This window comes from Pseudonocardia alni (genome assembly GCF_002813375.1).
In the GTDB taxonomy this organism is placed as follows: Bacteria; Actinomycetota; Actinomycetes; order Mycobacteriales; family Pseudonocardiaceae; genus Pseudonocardia; species Pseudonocardia alni.
Genome location: NZ_PHUJ01000003.1, coordinates 5,306,398 through 5,322,489 on the forward strand (window position 1 = coordinate 5,306,398; position 16,092 = coordinate 5,322,489).

The window sequence follows — 16,092 nt, forward strand, 5'->3', positions numbered from 1 at the left end:
GGAGTCCCCGTCGGCGCAGGTCCCCGCGTCGCAGCCGTCCGTGGAGCCGGGTCCGCGTGGCCCGCAGCGGCTGCCCGGTACCGGGTGGGACCCGCACGCGCAGTCCCGCCGCCCGGGCGCCCCCCGCAGCGGCGACGGGCCGCAGGGGACGAATGGCGTCGCGCACGGCGACCGCAGCGCGGCCCGGCCGGCGAACGGCGCCCCGCACGAGGGCCTCGGGTCCGACGGCGCCGACCGCCACGACGGCCCGCACACCGACGGCCCGCGGAACGGTGTCGCACGCAACGGTGCCGACCACCACGACGCCCCGCGCACCGGTGACCTGCGCAACGGCACCCCGCAGAGCGCCGCACCGCAGAACGGTGCCCCCCGCAGCGGCGGCTCCCGGAACGGCGCCCCGCGCAACGGTGTCCCGCGCGGCGCTGCCGAGGGCGGGGACCAGGGCGCTCCGCAGGGCCCGAACGGCGTGTCCCACGGACCGGACGGCGTCGCTCCGGACGGTGGTCCGCGCGGCCTGGACGGCGCACCGCGACCCGCCGACGACGCCGGACAGCAGCCGGGCGGCCTGCCGCGCCGCCGGCCCGGGGGGCCGGTGCCGCCCGGAGCGATGCCGTCGCGTCCCGGCGCGGCCGACGACCTGTTCACCCCTCGCGGGAGCACCGGACGCAGAGGCCCGGACCCGACCCGGTCGGGTGCCCCGGCGGACGGCGTGCCGCGCACCGGCCCGGGGGAGGACGGCCCCGCCGCCGGCCCCGCACCCGCCGGTCCGGGGCCGCACGTCCCCGGCGCCCCGGCGACGGACACCGGACCCACCGTCACCACGCCGCACACCACCGGACCACACGCGGCGGCCCCGCACGGCGCCGGCGTGAACGGTGCCGGCGTGAACGGTGCCGGCCTGAACGGTGCTGCGCCCTCCGGCGCCGGTACCGACGGCACCCGGGCCCCCGGCGGCCGCAGCGACGCCGCCACCGGCCCGGACACGGTCGACACGACCGGACCGGACGCCGGGACGGGCCCGCAGCAGCCCGTCGCCGACGGCCGGGGCACCGCAGGGGCCGAGGACCCCACGGCGACCGACCCCGGTGGGAGCACCCCGCAGCGGACCGGCCCGCAGGAGCCCCGGCAGACCGGCCCGGCGACCCCGGGTCCGGACTCCACCGGATCCACCCCGGCCCGCCGGGAACAGTCGGCCGGCGAGCCGCCGACCGTCGCGCACCCCGCGGGCGACGCCGCCGCGCTCCCGGCCGCCGCCTCGGCGGACGCGCCGTCGGGCACCGGGTGGCAGCAGGCCCGGACCCCGTCGGCCCCGCAGCAGCGCCCGGCGCAGCCCGGCGAGCGTGAGCACGCCGGCGTCACCGCCACCGGTCCGCAGAGCGGGCCCGAGCCGGGCGCGCTGTCGGCGACCGGTCCCCGTGGCCCGGTCCCGCCGCACGGCAGGTCCGCCCCCGGTCCGTACGCGCCCGGACGTCCCGGCGCCGGTCCCCACGGCCCCGTCCCCGGTGGCCCCGGCCCGCAGCAGTTCGGGCGTCCCGGCCCGGCGGGCCCGAACGCCCTGACCGGCACCGGCCCGTACCGCCCCGCCGCCCCCGGACGGCAGAGCCTGGGACAGCAGGGCCCCGGGCAGCAGGGCCCCGGACAGCAGGGCCCCGGCACCGCCCGCCCGGGTCCGCAGGGTCCCGGTCCGCAGGCGCCGGGTCCACAGGGCACCGCACGTCAGGGGCCCGGGTACGCGGGCCCCGGCCGACCGGGGACGGCGGGAACCGGGCCGTTCCGCCCGGTCGGCCCCGGCGGGTTCGGTCCGGCCGCCCCCGGCACCCCCGCGCCGTACGGCCCCGGCGGGCCCGGTGCACCGGGGTGGCAGGGCCCCGGTGGCCCGGTCGCACCCGGACCGCAGAGCCCGGTTGCCCCCCAGGGGCCCGGCGGTCCGCGGCCCCACGGCCTTCAGGGACCCGGCCCCCATGGACCCGGCCCTCAGCCGAACGGCCCGCAGCAGAACCCGCAGGGCGACGGCGTGCCCGGGCCCGGCGTGCCCGGACCCACCGGCCCCGACGCGACCCGCACCTTCGGCCCCGCCACCACGCGACCCGCGGGGGAGCAGGCGCCGGCGCCGGTGCGGGGCGGCCTGTCGGTCGTCGTCGCCGGGGGTGGGTCGGCCGGGCACATCGAGCCCGCGCTGGCCGTCGCCGACGCGATCCGGCGGCTCGTCCCGGGAGCCCGGGTCACCGCGCTCGGCACCGAGAAGGGCCTCGACACCCAGTTGATCCCGGCCCGCGGCTACCCGCTCGAGCTGATCCCGCCGGTGCCGCTGCCCCGCAAGCCCACCGCCGACCTGTTCAAGCTCCCCGGCAACGTCCGGGGCGCGGTGAAGCGGGTCCGGGAGGTGCTGGAGGCGGCGGAGGCCGACGTCGTCGTCGGGTTCGGCGGGTTCGTCTCGCTGCCCGCCTACCTCGGCGCCCGCGGCCGGGTGCCGATCGTCGTGCACGAGGCCAACGCCCGCGCCGGGCTCGCGAACAAGGTCGGCGCGCGGTTCGCCTCCGCCGTCTGCGTCGCGGTGCCCGGCACCGGACTCGCGAACGAGGAGGTGGTCGGGATGCCGCTGCGCCGCTCGATCACCACCCTGGACCGGGCGTCGCTGCGGCCGGAGGCCCGGACGTACTTCAACCTCCCCCCGCACGGCCCTGTGCTGCTGGTCTTCGGCGGCTCCCAGGGCTCCCGGACCCTGAACGACGCGGTCGCCGGGGCCCTGCCCGCCTTCACCGAGCGGGGCATCTCGGTCCTGCACGCGTACGGGAAGAACGGCACCCCCGCCGACCCACGGCCCGGCTACGTGCCGGTGCCCTACATCGAGCGGATGGACCTCGCCTACGCCGCCGCGGACGTCGTCCTCGGCCGGTCCGGCATGACCACCGTCGCCGAGCTCACCGCCGTCGGGCTGCCCGCGGTGTACGTGCCGCTGCCGCACGGCAACGGTGAGCAGGCGCTCAACGCCCGCCCGGTCGTCGAGGCCGGGGGCGGCAAGCTCGTGCAGGACGAGGACATGAACGGCGAACGCGCGATCGACGAGCTGATGCCGATGCTCACCGACCCCGACCTGGCCCTCGCGATGGGCCGCCGCGCCCGCGCCGCCGGGCACGGCGAGGCCGACGAGAAGATCGCCCGCATCGTCATGGAGGTGGCGGGCCGGTGAGCGTGCTCTCCGACCACGTCCACCTCATCGGGATCGGCGGCGCCGGGATGAGCGGGATCGCGCGGATCCTGCTCGCCCGCGGAGCGACCGTCTCCGGGTCCGACGCGCGGGACTCCCGCACGGTCACCGCGCTGCGCGCGCTCGGCGCACGCGTCGAGACCGGGCACGACGCCGGCCACCTGCGCCACGGCGGCGAGACCCCGCCGACCGTGGTCGTCTCCACCGCGATCCGGGAGACCAACCCGGAGCTGGCCGCCGCCCGCGAGCGCGGCTACGACGTCGTCCACCGGGCGGTCGCACTGGCCGCGCTGACCGAGGGACGGCGGCTGGTCGCCGTCGCCGGGACGCACGGCAAGACCTCGACGACGTCGATGGTCACCGTCGCCCTGCAGCACGCCGGGGCCGACCCGTCGTTCGCGATCGGCGGCGACCTGTCGGTGTCCGGGTCGGGCGCCCACCACGGGAGCGGCGACGTGTTCGTCGTCGAGGCCGACGAGAGCGACGGCTCGTTCACCGCGTTCGCCCCGTCGGTCGCGATCGTCACCAACGTCGAGCCCGACCACCTCGACCACCACGGCGACGAGGCCGCCTACCGGGCGGTGTTCGAGCGGTTCCTGGAACGGCTCGTCCCCGGCGCGACGCTGGTCGCCTGCGTCGACGACCCGGGGGCCGCCGAGGTCGCGGTGCGGGCGGAGGAGTCGGGCGTCACCGTGCTGCGCTACGGCCGCACCGCGACCGGTCCGCACGACGCCCGGCTGCTCGAGTTCACCCCGGACGGCACCGGCTGCCGTGCGCGGTTCCGCACCGGCGACGCCGAGCACGAGCTCACCCTCGGCGTCCCGGGCGAGCACATGGTCCTCAACGCGCTCGGTGCGTTCCTCGCCGGCGTCGCCGTCGGGACCGACCCGGCCGTGCTGCTGGAGGGCCTCGCCGGGTTCGGCGGGGTGCAGCGCCGGTTCGAGTTCAAGGGCCGCGCCCGCGGCGTGTCGGTCTACGACGACTACGCCCACCACCCCACCGAGGTCGCCGCCACCCTGCGCGCCGCCCGCGAGGCCGCGCCGGTCCGCGAGGGGCGACGCGGCCGCGTCCTGGTCGCGTTCCAGCCGCACCTGTACTCCCGCACCCGGCTGTTCGCCGCCGGGTTCGGCGCGTCGCTGTCGCTGGCGGACGAGGTGATGGTGCTCGACGTCTACGGTGCCCGGGAGGATCCCGAACCCGGCGTCGGTCCGGCGCTCATCACCGACGCGGTGACGTTGCCGGCCGGGCGGGTGCACCGAGCCCCCTCGTGGGAGCGGACACCCGCGGCGATCGCCGCGCTCGCGACCGACGGCGACGTCGTGATCACCATGGGCGCCGGTGACGTCACCGCGCTCGGGCCGGAGATCCTGCGGGAGCTCGCCGGCGAGGGGTGAGCGCGCGACACGGCGGCGGCACAGCGGGGGCACGATGAGCAGCGACGAGCAGGACACCGGAGACGACCGGGCCCGGGACGGTGCCCGGTCGCCGGGCCGCCGTGACCCCGAGCAGGAGCGCCGCGCCGCCGAGCGCGCCCGTCGCATCCGGGAGCGCCGCGCCGCCGAACGCCGTGCCGCCGCCGGGACCCCCGCCGCCGACGGCCCCGACGAGCCCGAGGACGCCGGCGACCGGGCCGCCGACACCGGCGAGGTGGCCGAGCCGGCGGACCGGGGGAGCGGACGCGGCGCGGCTGCCGCGGTCCGGGAGCGCACGGCGGCCCGCGCGGTCGAACGGTCCCGCAGCCGCGACCCGCGCTACCGGCGCCGTCGCCTCGTCGCTCTGCTGGCCACCGCCGTCGTCGTGCTCCTCGGGGTGTCCGCGGCCGGCTGGTGGGCGCTGGGCCGGTACGGCCCCCCGGTGGCCACCGTGCGGGTCGACGGCACCCGCCAGATCCCCGTCCGCGACGTCGAGGCCGCCGCGGGCGACCAGACCGGTGTCCCGCTCGCCGCGGTCGACACCGACGGCGTCGCCGCCCGCGTGTCGGCCATCCCCGGCGTCGCCGCGGTGGAGGTCGACCGGTCCTGGCCGGACACCCTGGTGGTGGCCGTGACCGAACGCACCCCGGCCGCGCTGCTCGACACCCCGGACGGACCGAAGCTCGTCGACGTCGCCGGATTCGTCTACCGCGACGCCCCGCCCGACGTGCGGCTGCCCCGGCTCCAGCTGCCGCGCGTCGCCCCGGACGACCCCGCCACCCTCGCCGCGGTCGGTGTCCTGCAGGCACTGCCGGTCCCGGTCCGCGACCAGGTGCAGTCGCTGTCGCTCGGCGGGGGCGGATCCACTTTCGAGCTGGGGCTCACCGAGGACCGGCGGGTCCTGTGGGGCCCGTGGCCGGACACCGACCGGACCGCCGCCCGGGCCCGGGTCCTCGGACCGGTGCTGCAGCGCGAGGGCGCCGTCTACGACGTCTCCAGCCCGTCGCTGGTCACCGTCCGGCAGCGCTGACCCGCCGCACCCGACCCGATGGTTGCGGCGGGTGACCGTCCGACGACCGTGCGGGTTTCCACCGGCGGCGAGGTCGAACCACCCGGGCGGGGTGTTGTCGTCGTGCGGCGCGCCTGCTGGACCCGGGCACCGCACTCCACTTAGCGTGCGCACCCGAAGGCCCGGGGCACCCGGAGCTTGACCCACCCGAACCCCGGACCCCGAGCGACTGGAAGGTGCCGCGCATGACGCCCCCGCACAACTACCTGGCAGTGATCAAGGTGGTCGGCATCGGTGGCGGCGGCGTCAACGCCGTCAACCGGATGATCGAGGTCGGCCTCAAGGGCGTCGAGTTCATCGCGGTGAACACCGACGCCCAGGCCCTCCTCATGTCCGACGCCGACGTGAAGCTCGACATCGGTCGTGAGCTGACCCGCGGCCTCGGTGCCGGCGCCAACCCCGAGGTCGGGGGCAAGGCCGCCGAGGACCACGCCGAGGAGATCGAGGAGGTCCTCAAGGGGGCCGACATGGTCTTCGTCACCGCGGGCGAGGGCGGCGGCACCGGCACCGGCGGCGCACCCGTCGTCGCCTCGATCGCCCGCAAGCTCGGCGCGCTGACCATCGGTGTCGTCACCCGCCCGTTCACCTTCGAGGGGCGCCGTCGCGCGGGGCAGGCCGAGGAGGGCATCCAGGCGCTCCGCAACGAGTGCGACACCCTCATCGTCATCCCGAACGACCGGCTCCTGCAGCTCGGCGACGTCGGCGTCTCGCTGATGGACGCCTTCCGCTCCGCCGACGAGGTGCTCCTCTCCGGTGTCCAGGGCATCACCAACCTGATCACCACCCCCGGACTGATCAACCTCGACTTCGCCGACGTCAAGTCGGTCATGTCCGGGGCCGGGTCGGCGCTGATGGGAATAGGGTCCGCACGCGGCGAGGGCCGCGCCGTGCAGGCCGCCGAGAAGGCGATCAACTCGCCGCTGCTCGAGGCGTCGATGGACGGCGCGCAGGGTGTGCTGCTGTCGATCGCGGGCGGCTCGGACCTCGGTCTGTTCGAGATCCACGAGGCGGCGTCGCTGGTCCAGGAGGCCGCGCACCCCGAGGCGAACATCATCTTCGGCACCGTGATCGACGACTCGCTCGGTGACGAGGTGCGGGTCACCGTGATAGCGGCCGGCTTCGAGGGCGGCACACCGACCCACAAGAAGCTCGAGCCCGCCGTGTTCTCCCGCGGCACCCAGAAGTCCGCCGAGCCCGCACCGCAGGCCGCGCCACCGCAGCAGGCCGAGCAGACCCAGCAGCACCAGACCCAGCAGCACCAGACCCAGCAGCACCAGGGCCAGCAGCCGCAGGGCCAGTCCCGCTGGGCCGCGACGACTGCGACCACCCCGTCGGCGCCGCACCTGCCCGCCACGGCGCACGCCCCCGAGCGCACCGGGACGCTGCCGCCCGCGCAGCCCACCGCCCCGGCCCCGCGCCAGGGCGACACCCAGCACCACGGCGGCGACGGCGCGGCCGTTCCGAGCGGTCCGATGTCCGCGCCGGCCTCGCCGACGTCGGCCCCGGCCCAGCACGGGACCGTCGGCGGGAACCCCGCGGCGCGTCCGGCCGAGCCGGTCGAGGACGAGGTGGACGTCCCGCCGTTCATGCGGCGCTGACCCGCGTGCCGGACTTACCGACGCCGGCCACGGCGGCCCGCGTGGGCGGCACCCGCCGCGCGCGGATCCGCCGGGTCACCACCACCCGGGCCGGTGGCCGGTCCGAGGGCCCGTTCACCTCGTTCAACCTGTCGTCGGGGGTCGGGGACGACCCGGCCGCGGTGACCGGGAACCGGGCCCGCGTCGTGCGTGAGCTCGGCCTGTCCGGACTGGTGTTCCTGAACCAGGTCCACGGCCGCGACGTCGCCGTGCTGCGCGAGCCCCCGCGGGCCCGCCCCGGCACCGGTGGTGTCGCCCCGGACATCGCCGACGTCGACGCCGTCGTCACCGACGTGCCGCTGCTCGGCATCGCGGTGCTCGCGGCCGACTGCGTACCGGTGCTGTTCGGCGACCCGGTCGCCGGCGTCGTCGGGGCCGCCCACGCGGGCCGCGTCGGCGCGGCCGCGGGCGTCGTCGACGCCGTCGTGACCGAGATGACCGCACTGGGCGCGCAGCCCGCACGGCTGGAGGTCCTGCTCGGGCCGTCGGTCTGCGGCCGCTGCTACGAGGTGCCCCCGGCCATGCGCGCCGAGGTCGACGCCGCGCTGCCGGGCAGCGCGTCCACCACCCGCACCGGCACCGCCGGCCTGGACCTGCGCGCCGGGCTCACCCGCCGCCTCGCCGACCTCGGCGTCACGAAGGTCGCGACCGACCCGCGCTGCACCGTCGAGGACCCGGACCTGTTCAGCCACCGCCGCGACGGCCGCTGCGGCCGCCAGGCCGGGATCACCTGGCTCGACCCGCGCTGACCGGCGGCCCGGTCCGGCGATCCACGCCACGCGGGGCTCGCGGGCGCCCCCGCGGGCGGGAACGATGGACGCCGTGTCCGATCCCCGCACCCCCACCGCCGACCGTGTCGGCGAACTGACCGACCGACTGGCCGCCGTCCGCGAGCGGGTGGCCGAGGCCTGCCGCGCCGCCGGCCGCGACCCCTCCGAGGTCGGGCTGCTCGCCGTCACCAAGACGATCCCGGCCGCCGACGTGGCCGCGCTGGTCGACCTCGGGCTGGACGCCTTCGCCGAGAACCGCGCGCAGGAGGCGGCGTCCAAGGTGGACGAGGTCCGGGCGCTGCGCCCGGACGCCTCCCCGGACTGGTTCTTCGTCGGCGGGCTGCAGCGGAACAAGGTACGGACGGTGCTCCCGTGGGTGACACGGATCGACTCCGTCGACTCGCCCCGGCTGGCCCGCGCGATCGACAAGGAGGTCGCGAAGGCCCGCGACGCGGGGGAGCGCGGCGGCCCGCTGCCGGTGCTCGTGCAGTACAGCGTCGACGGCGACGCCGACCGCGGCGGCGTCGCCCCGGAGGGGCTCGTCGAGCTGACGGACCTGGTCACGGAGCTGCCGGGGCTGGAACTGGCCGGGCTGATGGCCGTCGCGCCGCTGGGCTGGGAGCCCGATGCGGCGTTCGAGCGGATCGCCGAGGCGCACCGGGAGACCGTCGGGCGGCACCCCGGGGCGACGGTCCTGTCCGCCGGGATGAGCGGGGACCTGGAGTCGGCGATCGGTCACGGATCGACGGTGGTGCGTGTCGGTACGGCCCTTGTGGGGGATCGGCGGATAGCCTCCGAGTAATCGCTGGTGGGTGTGGGTACTGAGCAGGTGGCGGAGACCGCACCGTCGGCGAGACCGTCGCCAGAACGCGGGGTGCGCGTGCGGTTGGGACGCGTACGGAGTCGAGCAGTACTGCGAGGGGACAGCGGATGAGCGCGATGTACCGGCTGAAGGCGTACTTCGGCATGGTCCCGGCCGACGAGATGGACTATGTGGACGAACCGGATCACTACCGGGGCGGCCACGAGCACCACGCCGGCCCGCGCGGTGACCGTTGGTCCGCCGGGGCCGGTCGGTTCGCCGACCAGGCGTCCTACGACGGCGACCGCTACGAGACCGCGGTCCGCTACGAGGACGGATGGGGCGCCCGCCCGGCGCGGGAGGCCCTCCGTCCGGCGCGCGCCGTGCGGCAGGATCCGCGCGGCGAGCGGGAGACGCTCGGGCTGGTCCCGGAGCGCGGGAACCTTCCCACTCCCCTCGGAGGCGGCCCCGGAGCGGCTGTCCGCGGGGCGCTGGCGATGGACCCGGAGACCCTCCGGGGTCCGGCACGCGAGGAGCGGAACGAGCCCGTCGTGGCCCCCGCGCCGGTGCCGGAGCAGCGCGACCGGGCGGCCGCGGGACCGGCGTCGATCACGACGCTGCACCCCCGCAGCTACAACGAGGCCCGCACCATCGGTGAGCGCTACCGCGACGGTGTGCCCGTCATCATGAACCTCACGGATCTGGACGGCGCGGCAGCGAAACGCCTGGTGGACTTCGCCGCGGGCCTGGCGTTCGCCCTGCGCGGGAGCATCGACAAGGTCACCGATCGGGTGTTCCTTCTCACGCCGGCCGACGTCGAGGTCTCCGCGGACGACGCGCGGAGGCTCGCCGAGCGCGGAGCTTTCCGACAGGATTGAGTCGTGGCCGACCCGATCCTGACGCTGATCTATTACGTCCTGTTCTTCTTCTGGCTGCTGCTCGCGGCCCGCATCGTCGTCGAGATGGTCCGGTCGTTCGCGCGCCAGTGGCGACCCGCCGGAGCGCCCGCCGTGGCGCTCGAGGTCGTCTTCACCGTGACCGACCCTCCGGTCAAGTTGCTGCGGAGAGTGATCCCCGTGGTCCGTATCGGAGGCGTAGGACTGGACCTGTCGATTATGGTTCTGTTGCTGGTGGTGTTCATCTCGATGAGCGCCGTCAGATCACAGCTCCTGGGATGAGCCCCAGTCACCCGGGAGTGCCGCCGAGGACCGCATGAGGTGATCCGATGCCGCTGACGCCCGCCGACGTTCATAACGTCGCGTTCAGCAAACCCCCGATCGGGAAGCGGGGTTACAACGAGGACGAGGTCGACGCCTTCCTCGATCTGGTCGAGGCCGAACTGGCCCGGCTGATCGGGGAGAACGACGACCTGCGCGACCAGGTCGCGCAGCTGGAGCAGCGTCTCGGCGATGCCGAGGCCGACCTGGAGGAGGCACGGAGCCAGCCGGCTCCGGCGCAGACCCAGGCCCTGGCCGCCTCCCCGTCGCCGATGGGCCGTGGTGCGGGTGCTCCCGCTCCGCAGCTGGCCGGTGCCGGCCCCGCCGATGCCGACGGCGGTGACCACCACGTGCAGGCCGCCAAGGTCCTGGGCCTCGCCCAGGAGATGGCGGACCGCCTGACCGCGGAGGCCAAGAACGAGGCCGACACGATGCTGTCGGACGCCCGGAACAAGTCCGAGCAGCTCCTGTCGGACGCCCGGACGAAGGCCGACGGCCTGGTCAACGACGCGCGCTCGCGTGCCGAGACCATGCTCAACGACGCCCGCACGCGGGCCGAGACGCTCGAGCGCCAGTCGCGCGAGAAGGCGTCCGGCCTGGTCAGTGAGGCCGAGCGCAAGCAGAACGAGATCATGGGCGCCATCCAGCGCGACAAGTCCGTTCTGGAGAAGAAGATCGACGAGCTCCGGACCTTCGAGCGGGAGTACCGCACCCGTCTGAAGACCTACCTGGAGTCGCAGCTGCGTGACCTGGAGGGTCGCGGTTCGGCTGCCCCGTCGGACGGCACCGGTGCCACCAGGTCGGGCTCGAACGGCGGGTACGCCGCCTCCGGGTACGGCCAGCGGGCCGACACCGGGAGCTGACCGCCCCACGGCGCCTCCGAGGTGCCGGGGACGACCGACGACGACCGGGTAGCGGACAGGTGCCGCTGCCGACCGACGGAGTTCGCCGATGCTGGTGCTGGTCCTGATCCTCGTGGTCATCGCGCTGGTGCTGCTGCTCGCAGGATGGTTCCTGCACGTGGTGGCACTGGCGTGGACATCGGTGGTCATCAGTCTGATCGCGGGCCTGGTGCTCGCCTACGACTGGTGGCAGACCCGTGCCGCGGTGAAGGCAGGTGACCGGGCGGAGGCCGACGCCTCCGGTCGTGGCACCGGTGCCCCCGCGGCGCCGGACCGGGCCGACCGGGCCGACATGGAGGCGCGCTACGGCGCCGACATGGAGCCCGCGACGCAGGTCCTGCCGGTCGTCCGGCCGGACAGCGGCGCGGCCTCGGGTACGCCCGAGGCGGCGCAGAACGCGACCGACCAGACCATCCAGATGCCGGTTGTCAGGCCGTCCGGCTCTGCGGAGGGACCGCCCGGCGCATCTCGATCGGGTGGACTTTCGTCACGCACGGTGACCGAATCCGGTGCCGAGGACGCGGCCGACCCGAGTGGGGTGGCCGCGTCGCACGCGGGCGCCCCGGCGGGACCGGACGGGGAGGACGGTGCGGGTCGTGGCGGCGACCCGGCACGGTCCGGCCCCGGCGAACCCGGCACCGCGGAACCGCCCGCCGAGGCGACGACGCGGGCGACGGACTCGCGGCCGACCGGAACCGGCGCCGCCGGCACGACGTCGGCCGTGACGGCGGCAGCCGCAGGCGCGGTCGCCGCCGGGACGGCCGGTGCCGTGGCAGCCGGCCGCGACGGCGGGTCGGGCTCGGACCCGGCAGCACGTTCCGGTGCCCACGACGGTGCCGACGACCCGGGCTTCGGCTCGGGCTCGGGCACCGGCTCGGGCGCCGACGGCACGGGAGATGCTGGCACGGGCACCCCGCCCGCCGCCGGATCCGACCGGCCGGACAGCCCGGAGGGCCGGTCCGGCCCCTCCGACGCGACCACCGCGACCCGTACCCCGGGAACGGCGGACACGACCACCGCGAACGGCGCTCCGGGAGCGGCGGACGCCACCACGGCGGACCACGTCCCGGGGGCGGCGGACGCGACCATTGCGACCCGCACCCCCGGAGCGGCCGACACCACCACGGCGACCCGCGCCGCGGGCGCACCCGGCGGGCCGGACGCGGGCAGCCCCGGCGGACCGGTCGGAGCGGGCGGCCCGTCCGGCGCAGGCCTTCCCGACGCCGCTGCCCCCGTGGGCGCCGCGGCCGCCGGATCCGGGGCCCCGGCCGACGACGACCGGGCCGGGACACCGGCGGGCACGCCCGCCGGAGCCGGCGTGGACACGAACGGCACCCCGACCGACGCCGTCGGGGCCGACGCGCCCACCGGGACCGACGGCGACTCCCCGGAGGAGCCGCGCGACCCGACCCTCGCCGCACTCGCCGCGCGCCTGCCCGACGAGGTGCTCGTCATCGACGAACACCCCCGGTACCACGTGCAGACCTGCCGGGCCCTCACCGGTCGCCCGGTGATCCCGCTGCCGGTCAGCGAGGCCGTCGAGCTCGGGTTCACCCCGTGCGGCTGGTGCGCACCGAACCGGACCCTCGGCGACCGCCACCCCGCCCAGGCCCGCTGACCAGCAGCGCGGCGCGCCCCACGGAATAACGGGGCGCGACCGCGCGCTACCCTGGTCCCACAGGCACCGATCCGGCCATCACCGGGGAGCCTCCGGAAGAAACGGCCCCGGGCCGGAGTAGAACCGGACGGGTGCGGCCCGTCATCGCCGTCGAAAGAGAGGCCCGTGCACACCCGTGCACGGGCAAGCGGGGTGGTACCGCGGCCCGGCTCTCCAGAGCCGTCGTCGTCCCCGTGCGAAGCGAGAGCACGCACGAGGAGCGACACACGTGAGCGGCTATCCCGACGTCCCGGCGCACCCGTCGTTCCCGACGCTCGAGCAGGACGTGCTCGCGTCGTGGGACACCGACGACACCTTCCGCGCGTCGGTCGACCGGCGCCCCGCCGGCGAGAACGGGGCCGACGAGTACGTCTTCTACGACGGCCCGCCCTTCGCCAACGGCCTCCCGCACTACGGCCACCTGCTGACCGGTTACGTCAAGGACGTCGTCCCGCGGTACCGCACCATGCGCGGCCACCGGGTCGAGCGCCGCTTCGGCTGGGACACCCACGGCCTGCCTGCCGAGGTCGAGACCGAGAACCAGCTCGGCATCAAGCACAAGTCCGAGATCGACGAGATGGGCGTCGCCGCGTTCAACGAGGCGTGCCGTACGTCCGTGCTGCGCTACACCGGCGAGTGGCGCGACTACGTGACCCGCCAGGCCCGCTGGGTCGACTTCGACAACGACTACAAGACCCTGGACCTGGACTACATGGAGTCCGTCCTCTGGGCGTTCAAGTCGCTGTGGGACAAGGGTCTCGTCTACTCCGGCTTCCGGGTGCTCTGGTACTGCTGGCGCTGCGAGACACCGCTCAGCGCCACCGAGACCAAGATGGACGACGTCTACACCGACCGGCAGGACCCGGCCGTCACCGTCGGGCTGCGCCTGTCGACGCCGGACCGCCCGGAGACCGACGGCGCCCTCGCCCTGGTCTGGACGACCACTCCGTGGACCCTGCCGTCGAACCTCGCCGTGGCCGTGCACCCCGACGTCGACTACGTGGTCGTGGAGGCGAACTCCGAGCGCTGGCTGCTCGCGGAGGCCCGGGTCGCCGCGTACGCCCGCGAGCTGGGGGAGGAGCCGCCGGTCCTGGCGCGGGTGACGGGGTCGGACCTGCTCGGCGCGAGCTACACCCCGCCGTTCGACTTCTTCACCGGCCGCGAGAACGCCCACCGCGTGCTCGCCGCGGACTACGTCACCACCGAGGACGGCACCGGGCTGGTCCACATCGCCCCCGCCTTCGGTGAGGAGGACAAGGAGGTCACCGACGCGGCCGGCATCGAGGTCGTCAACCCGGTCGACTCCCGCGGCGAGTTCACCACGGAGGTCCCGCCGTACGCCGGCATGCAGGTGTTCGACGCGAACCCGCAGGTCATCCGCGACCTCAAGGACGGCAACGCGCACGCGCAGGGCGTCCTGCTGCGCCACGAGACCTACGACCACCCGTACCCGCACTGCTGGCGCTGCGGCAACGCGCTGATCCAGCGCGCCGTCGACTCCTGGTTCGTACGCGTCACCCGGTTCCGGGACCGGATGGTCGAGCTCAACCAGGAGATCGACTGGACGCCCGCGCACGTGCGCGACGGCCAGTTCGGCAAGTGGCTCGAGGGCGCCCGCGACTGGGGCATCTCCCGCAACCGCTACTGGGGCAGCCCGATCCCGGTGTGGCAGTCCGACGACCCGCGCCACCCGCGCACCGACGTCTACGGCTCGCTCGACGAGATCGAGCGCGACTTCGGCGTGCGCCCGACAGACCTGCACCGGCCGTACGTCGACCAGCTGACCCGGCCCAACCCGGACGACCCGACCGGGCGCTCGACCATGCGCCGGGTGCCGGAGGTGCTCGACTGCTGGTTCGAGTCCGGCTCGATGCCGTTCGCGCAGGTCCACTACCCGTTCGAGAACCGCGACTGGTTCGAGCACCACTACCCGGGCGACTTCATCGTCGAGTACAACGGCCAGACCCGCGGCTGGTTCTACACGCTGCACGTGCTGGCCACCGCCCTGTTCGACCGGCCCGCGTTCCGCAACTGCGTCGCGCACGGCATCGTCCTGGGCGACGACGGCGCGAAGATGTCCAAGTCGCGCAAGAACTACCCCGACGTCAACGAGGTCTTCGACCGCGACGGCAGCGACGCCATGCGGTGGTTCCTCATGGCGAGCCCGATCCTGCGCGGCGGCAACCTCGTCGTCACCGAGCAGGGCATCCGCGAGGGCGTCCGCCAGGCGATCCTGCCGCTGTGGAACACCTGGTACTTCCTGTCGCTCTACGCCGGCGGGGAGCGCGGCACGTTCCGCACCGACAGCCCGTACGTCCTCGACCGGTACGTGCTGGCCAAGACCGCCGACCTCGTCGACGGCGTCACCGCGGCGATGGACGCCTACGACATCGCCGGGGCCTGCGACCGCATCCGCGACCACGCCGAGACCCTCACCAACTGGTACGTCCGGCGGTCCCGGGAGCGGTTCTGGTCCGGGGACGCGGCCGTGCGGCAGGACGCCGTCGACACCCTGCACACCGTGCTGGAGGTGACCTGCCGGGTCGCGGCGCCGCTGCTGCCGCTGACCACCGAGGCCATCTGGCGCGGTCTCACGGGGGAGCGGTCGGTGCACCTCACCGACTGGCCCGCCGGGTCCGACCCGTCGGTCTCGCAGCGCGAGGCCGGAGCCGGGCTGCCGCACGACGCCGACCTCGTCGCCGGGATGGACCGGATCCGGCAGGTCGCGAGCGCGGCGCTGTCGCTGCGCAAGTCCGCGAAGGTGCGGGTGCGCCAGCCGCTGCCCGCGCTGACCGTCGCCGCGAGCGACGCCACGGCGCTGGAGGACTTCACCGGGCTGCTCGCCGACGAGGTCAACGTCCGCTCGGTCGAGCTGACCGACGACGTCGCCACGCACGGCCGGTTCGAGATCGCCGTCAACGCCCGGGTCGCCGGACCGCGCCTGGGCAAGGACGTCCAGACCTGCATCCGCGCGGTCAAGGCGGGGGAATGGTCCCAGGAGGGCGACACCGTCGTGGCCGCGGGGATCGCGCTGCAGCCGGGCGAGTTCACCGAGAAGCTCGTCGCCGCCGACCCGGAGCGGACCCAGGCCCTGCCCGGGAACGCGGGGCTCGTCGTCCTCGACACCACGGTGACGCCGGAGCTGGCCGCGGAGGGCACCGCCCGCGACGTCGTGCGCGTCGTGCAGCAGGCCCGCCGTGACGCGGGTCTGGACGTGTCCGACCGGATCGCGCTGACCCTCGACGGTCCGGACGCGGTGCTCGACGCCGTACGGACCCACGAGGCGTTCGTCGCCGGGGAGGTGCTGGCGACCTCGGTCGCCTACGGCGCCGCCGGGGACGGCGCGTCGAGCGGGCAGGTCGTCGGCCCCGACGGCGCGTCGGTCACGCTGTCGGCCGCGGTCGCCCGGGCCTGACCG

The 16,092-nt window shown here is 75.7% G+C and carries 11 protein-coding genes; all 11 read left to right on the forward strand.

Translation table 11 applies throughout. The features are described 5' to 3' along the window. The first annotated feature begins 2,113 nt into the window (after positions 1–2,113). The 11 genes from ATL51_RS26085 to ileS all read left to right on the forward strand — a co-directional run bounded on the left by ATL51_RS26085 (position 2,114) and on the right by ileS (position 16,089). The gene (locus tag ATL51_RS26085; RefSeq protein ID WP_208623214.1) at positions 2,114–3,190 is read left to right on the forward strand and encodes a UDP-N-acetylglucosamine--N-acetylmuramyl-(pentapeptide) pyrophosphoryl-undecaprenol N-acetylglucosamine transferase; all 1,077 of its coding nucleotides are present in this window, start codon (positions 2,114–2,116) and stop codon (positions 3,188–3,190) included. A gap of 47 nt (positions 3,191–3,237) precedes the next feature. Beyond that, positions 3,238–4,602 carry a UDP-N-acetylmuramate--L-alanine ligase gene (murC, locus tag ATL51_RS26090; RefSeq protein WP_392567412.1) on the forward strand — a complete coding sequence of 455 codons (1,365 nt, stop codon included), beginning with the start codon at positions 3,238–3,240 and terminating at the stop codon, positions 4,600–4,602. A gap of 34 nt (positions 4,603–4,636) precedes the next feature. Beyond that, positions 4,637–5,650, forward strand: a complete 1,014-nt coding sequence (locus tag ATL51_RS26095; protein ID WP_100880236.1) for a cell division protein FtsQ/DivIB — start codon at positions 4,637–4,639, stop codon at positions 5,648–5,650. A gap of 224 nt (positions 5,651–5,874) precedes the next feature. Continuing rightward, positions 5,875–7,287 (forward strand): cell division protein FtsZ, encoded by a 1,413-nt coding sequence (ftsZ, locus tag ATL51_RS26100; protein WP_100880237.1) that lies wholly within the window; start codon positions 5,875–5,877, stop codon positions 7,285–7,287. Between the two features lie 41 nt (positions 7,288–7,328). Next, entirely contained in the window at positions 7,329–8,075 is a 747-nt protein-coding gene (gene pgeF, locus ATL51_RS26105; RefSeq protein ID WP_100880238.1) for a peptidoglycan editing factor PgeF, read from the forward strand. Positions 8,076–8,139: 64 nt separating this feature from the next. Continuing rightward, complete coding sequence (locus tag ATL51_RS26110) at positions 8,140–8,898, forward strand: YggS family pyridoxal phosphate-dependent enzyme (protein WP_073573919.1); 759 nt, start codon at positions 8,140–8,142, stop codon at positions 8,896–8,898. Between the two features lie 128 nt (positions 8,899–9,026). Beyond that, the gene (locus tag ATL51_RS26115; protein ID WP_073573918.1) at positions 9,027–9,776 is read left to right on the forward strand and encodes a cell division protein SepF; all 750 of its coding nucleotides are present in this window, start codon (positions 9,027–9,029) and stop codon (positions 9,774–9,776) included. A 3-nt stretch (positions 9,777–9,779) separates the two neighbouring features. Beyond that, complete coding sequence (locus tag ATL51_RS26120; RefSeq protein ID WP_373324230.1) at positions 9,780–10,076, forward strand: YggT family protein; 297 nt, start codon at positions 9,780–9,782, stop codon at positions 10,074–10,076. Between the two features lie 47 nt (positions 10,077–10,123). After that, entirely contained in the window at positions 10,124–10,978 is an 855-nt protein-coding gene (gene wag31, locus ATL51_RS26125) for a DivIVA-like cell division protein Wag31 (protein ID WP_073573917.1), read from the forward strand. 88 nt (positions 10,979–11,066) lie between these two features. Then, positions 11,067–12,635: a hypothetical protein gene (locus ATL51_RS26130; RefSeq protein WP_100880239.1), complete on the forward strand. Its 1,569-nt coding sequence runs from the start codon at positions 11,067–11,069 to the stop codon at positions 12,633–12,635. 268 nt (positions 12,636–12,903) lie between these two features. Beyond that, positions 12,904–16,089: an isoleucine--tRNA ligase gene (gene ileS / locus ATL51_RS26135; RefSeq protein ID WP_100880240.1), complete on the forward strand. Its 3,186-nt coding sequence runs from the start codon at positions 12,904–12,906 to the stop codon at positions 16,087–16,089. The last annotated feature ends 3 nt before the right edge of the window (positions 16,090–16,092 follow it).

Excerpts from the sequence above, each read along its gene's own strand:
- ATL51_RS26095 (WP_100880236.1), top strand. The coding sequence starts at position 4,637 with ATGAGCAGCGACGAGCAGGACACCGGAGACGACCGGGCCCGGGACGGT.
- wag31 (WP_073573917.1), top strand. The coding sequence starts at position 10,124 with ATGCCGCTGACGCCCGCCGACGTTCATAACGTCGCGTTCAGCAAACCC.
- ftsZ (WP_100880237.1), top strand. The coding sequence starts at position 5,875 with ATGACGCCCCCGCACAACTACCTGGCAGTGATCAAGGTGGTCGGCATC.
- ATL51_RS26115 (WP_073573918.1), top strand. The coding sequence starts at position 9,027 with ATGAGCGCGATGTACCGGCTGAAGGCGTACTTCGGCATGGTCCCGGCC.
- ATL51_RS26110 (WP_073573919.1), top strand. The coding sequence starts at position 8,140 with ATGGACGCCGTGTCCGATCCCCGCACCCCCACCGCCGACCGTGTCGGC.
- murC (WP_392567412.1), top strand. The coding sequence starts at position 3,238 with ATGAGCGGGATCGCGCGGATCCTGCTCGCCCGCGGAGCGACCGTCTCC.
- ATL51_RS26130 (WP_100880239.1), top strand. The coding sequence starts at position 11,067 with ATGCTGGTGCTGGTCCTGATCCTCGTGGTCATCGCGCTGGTGCTGCTG.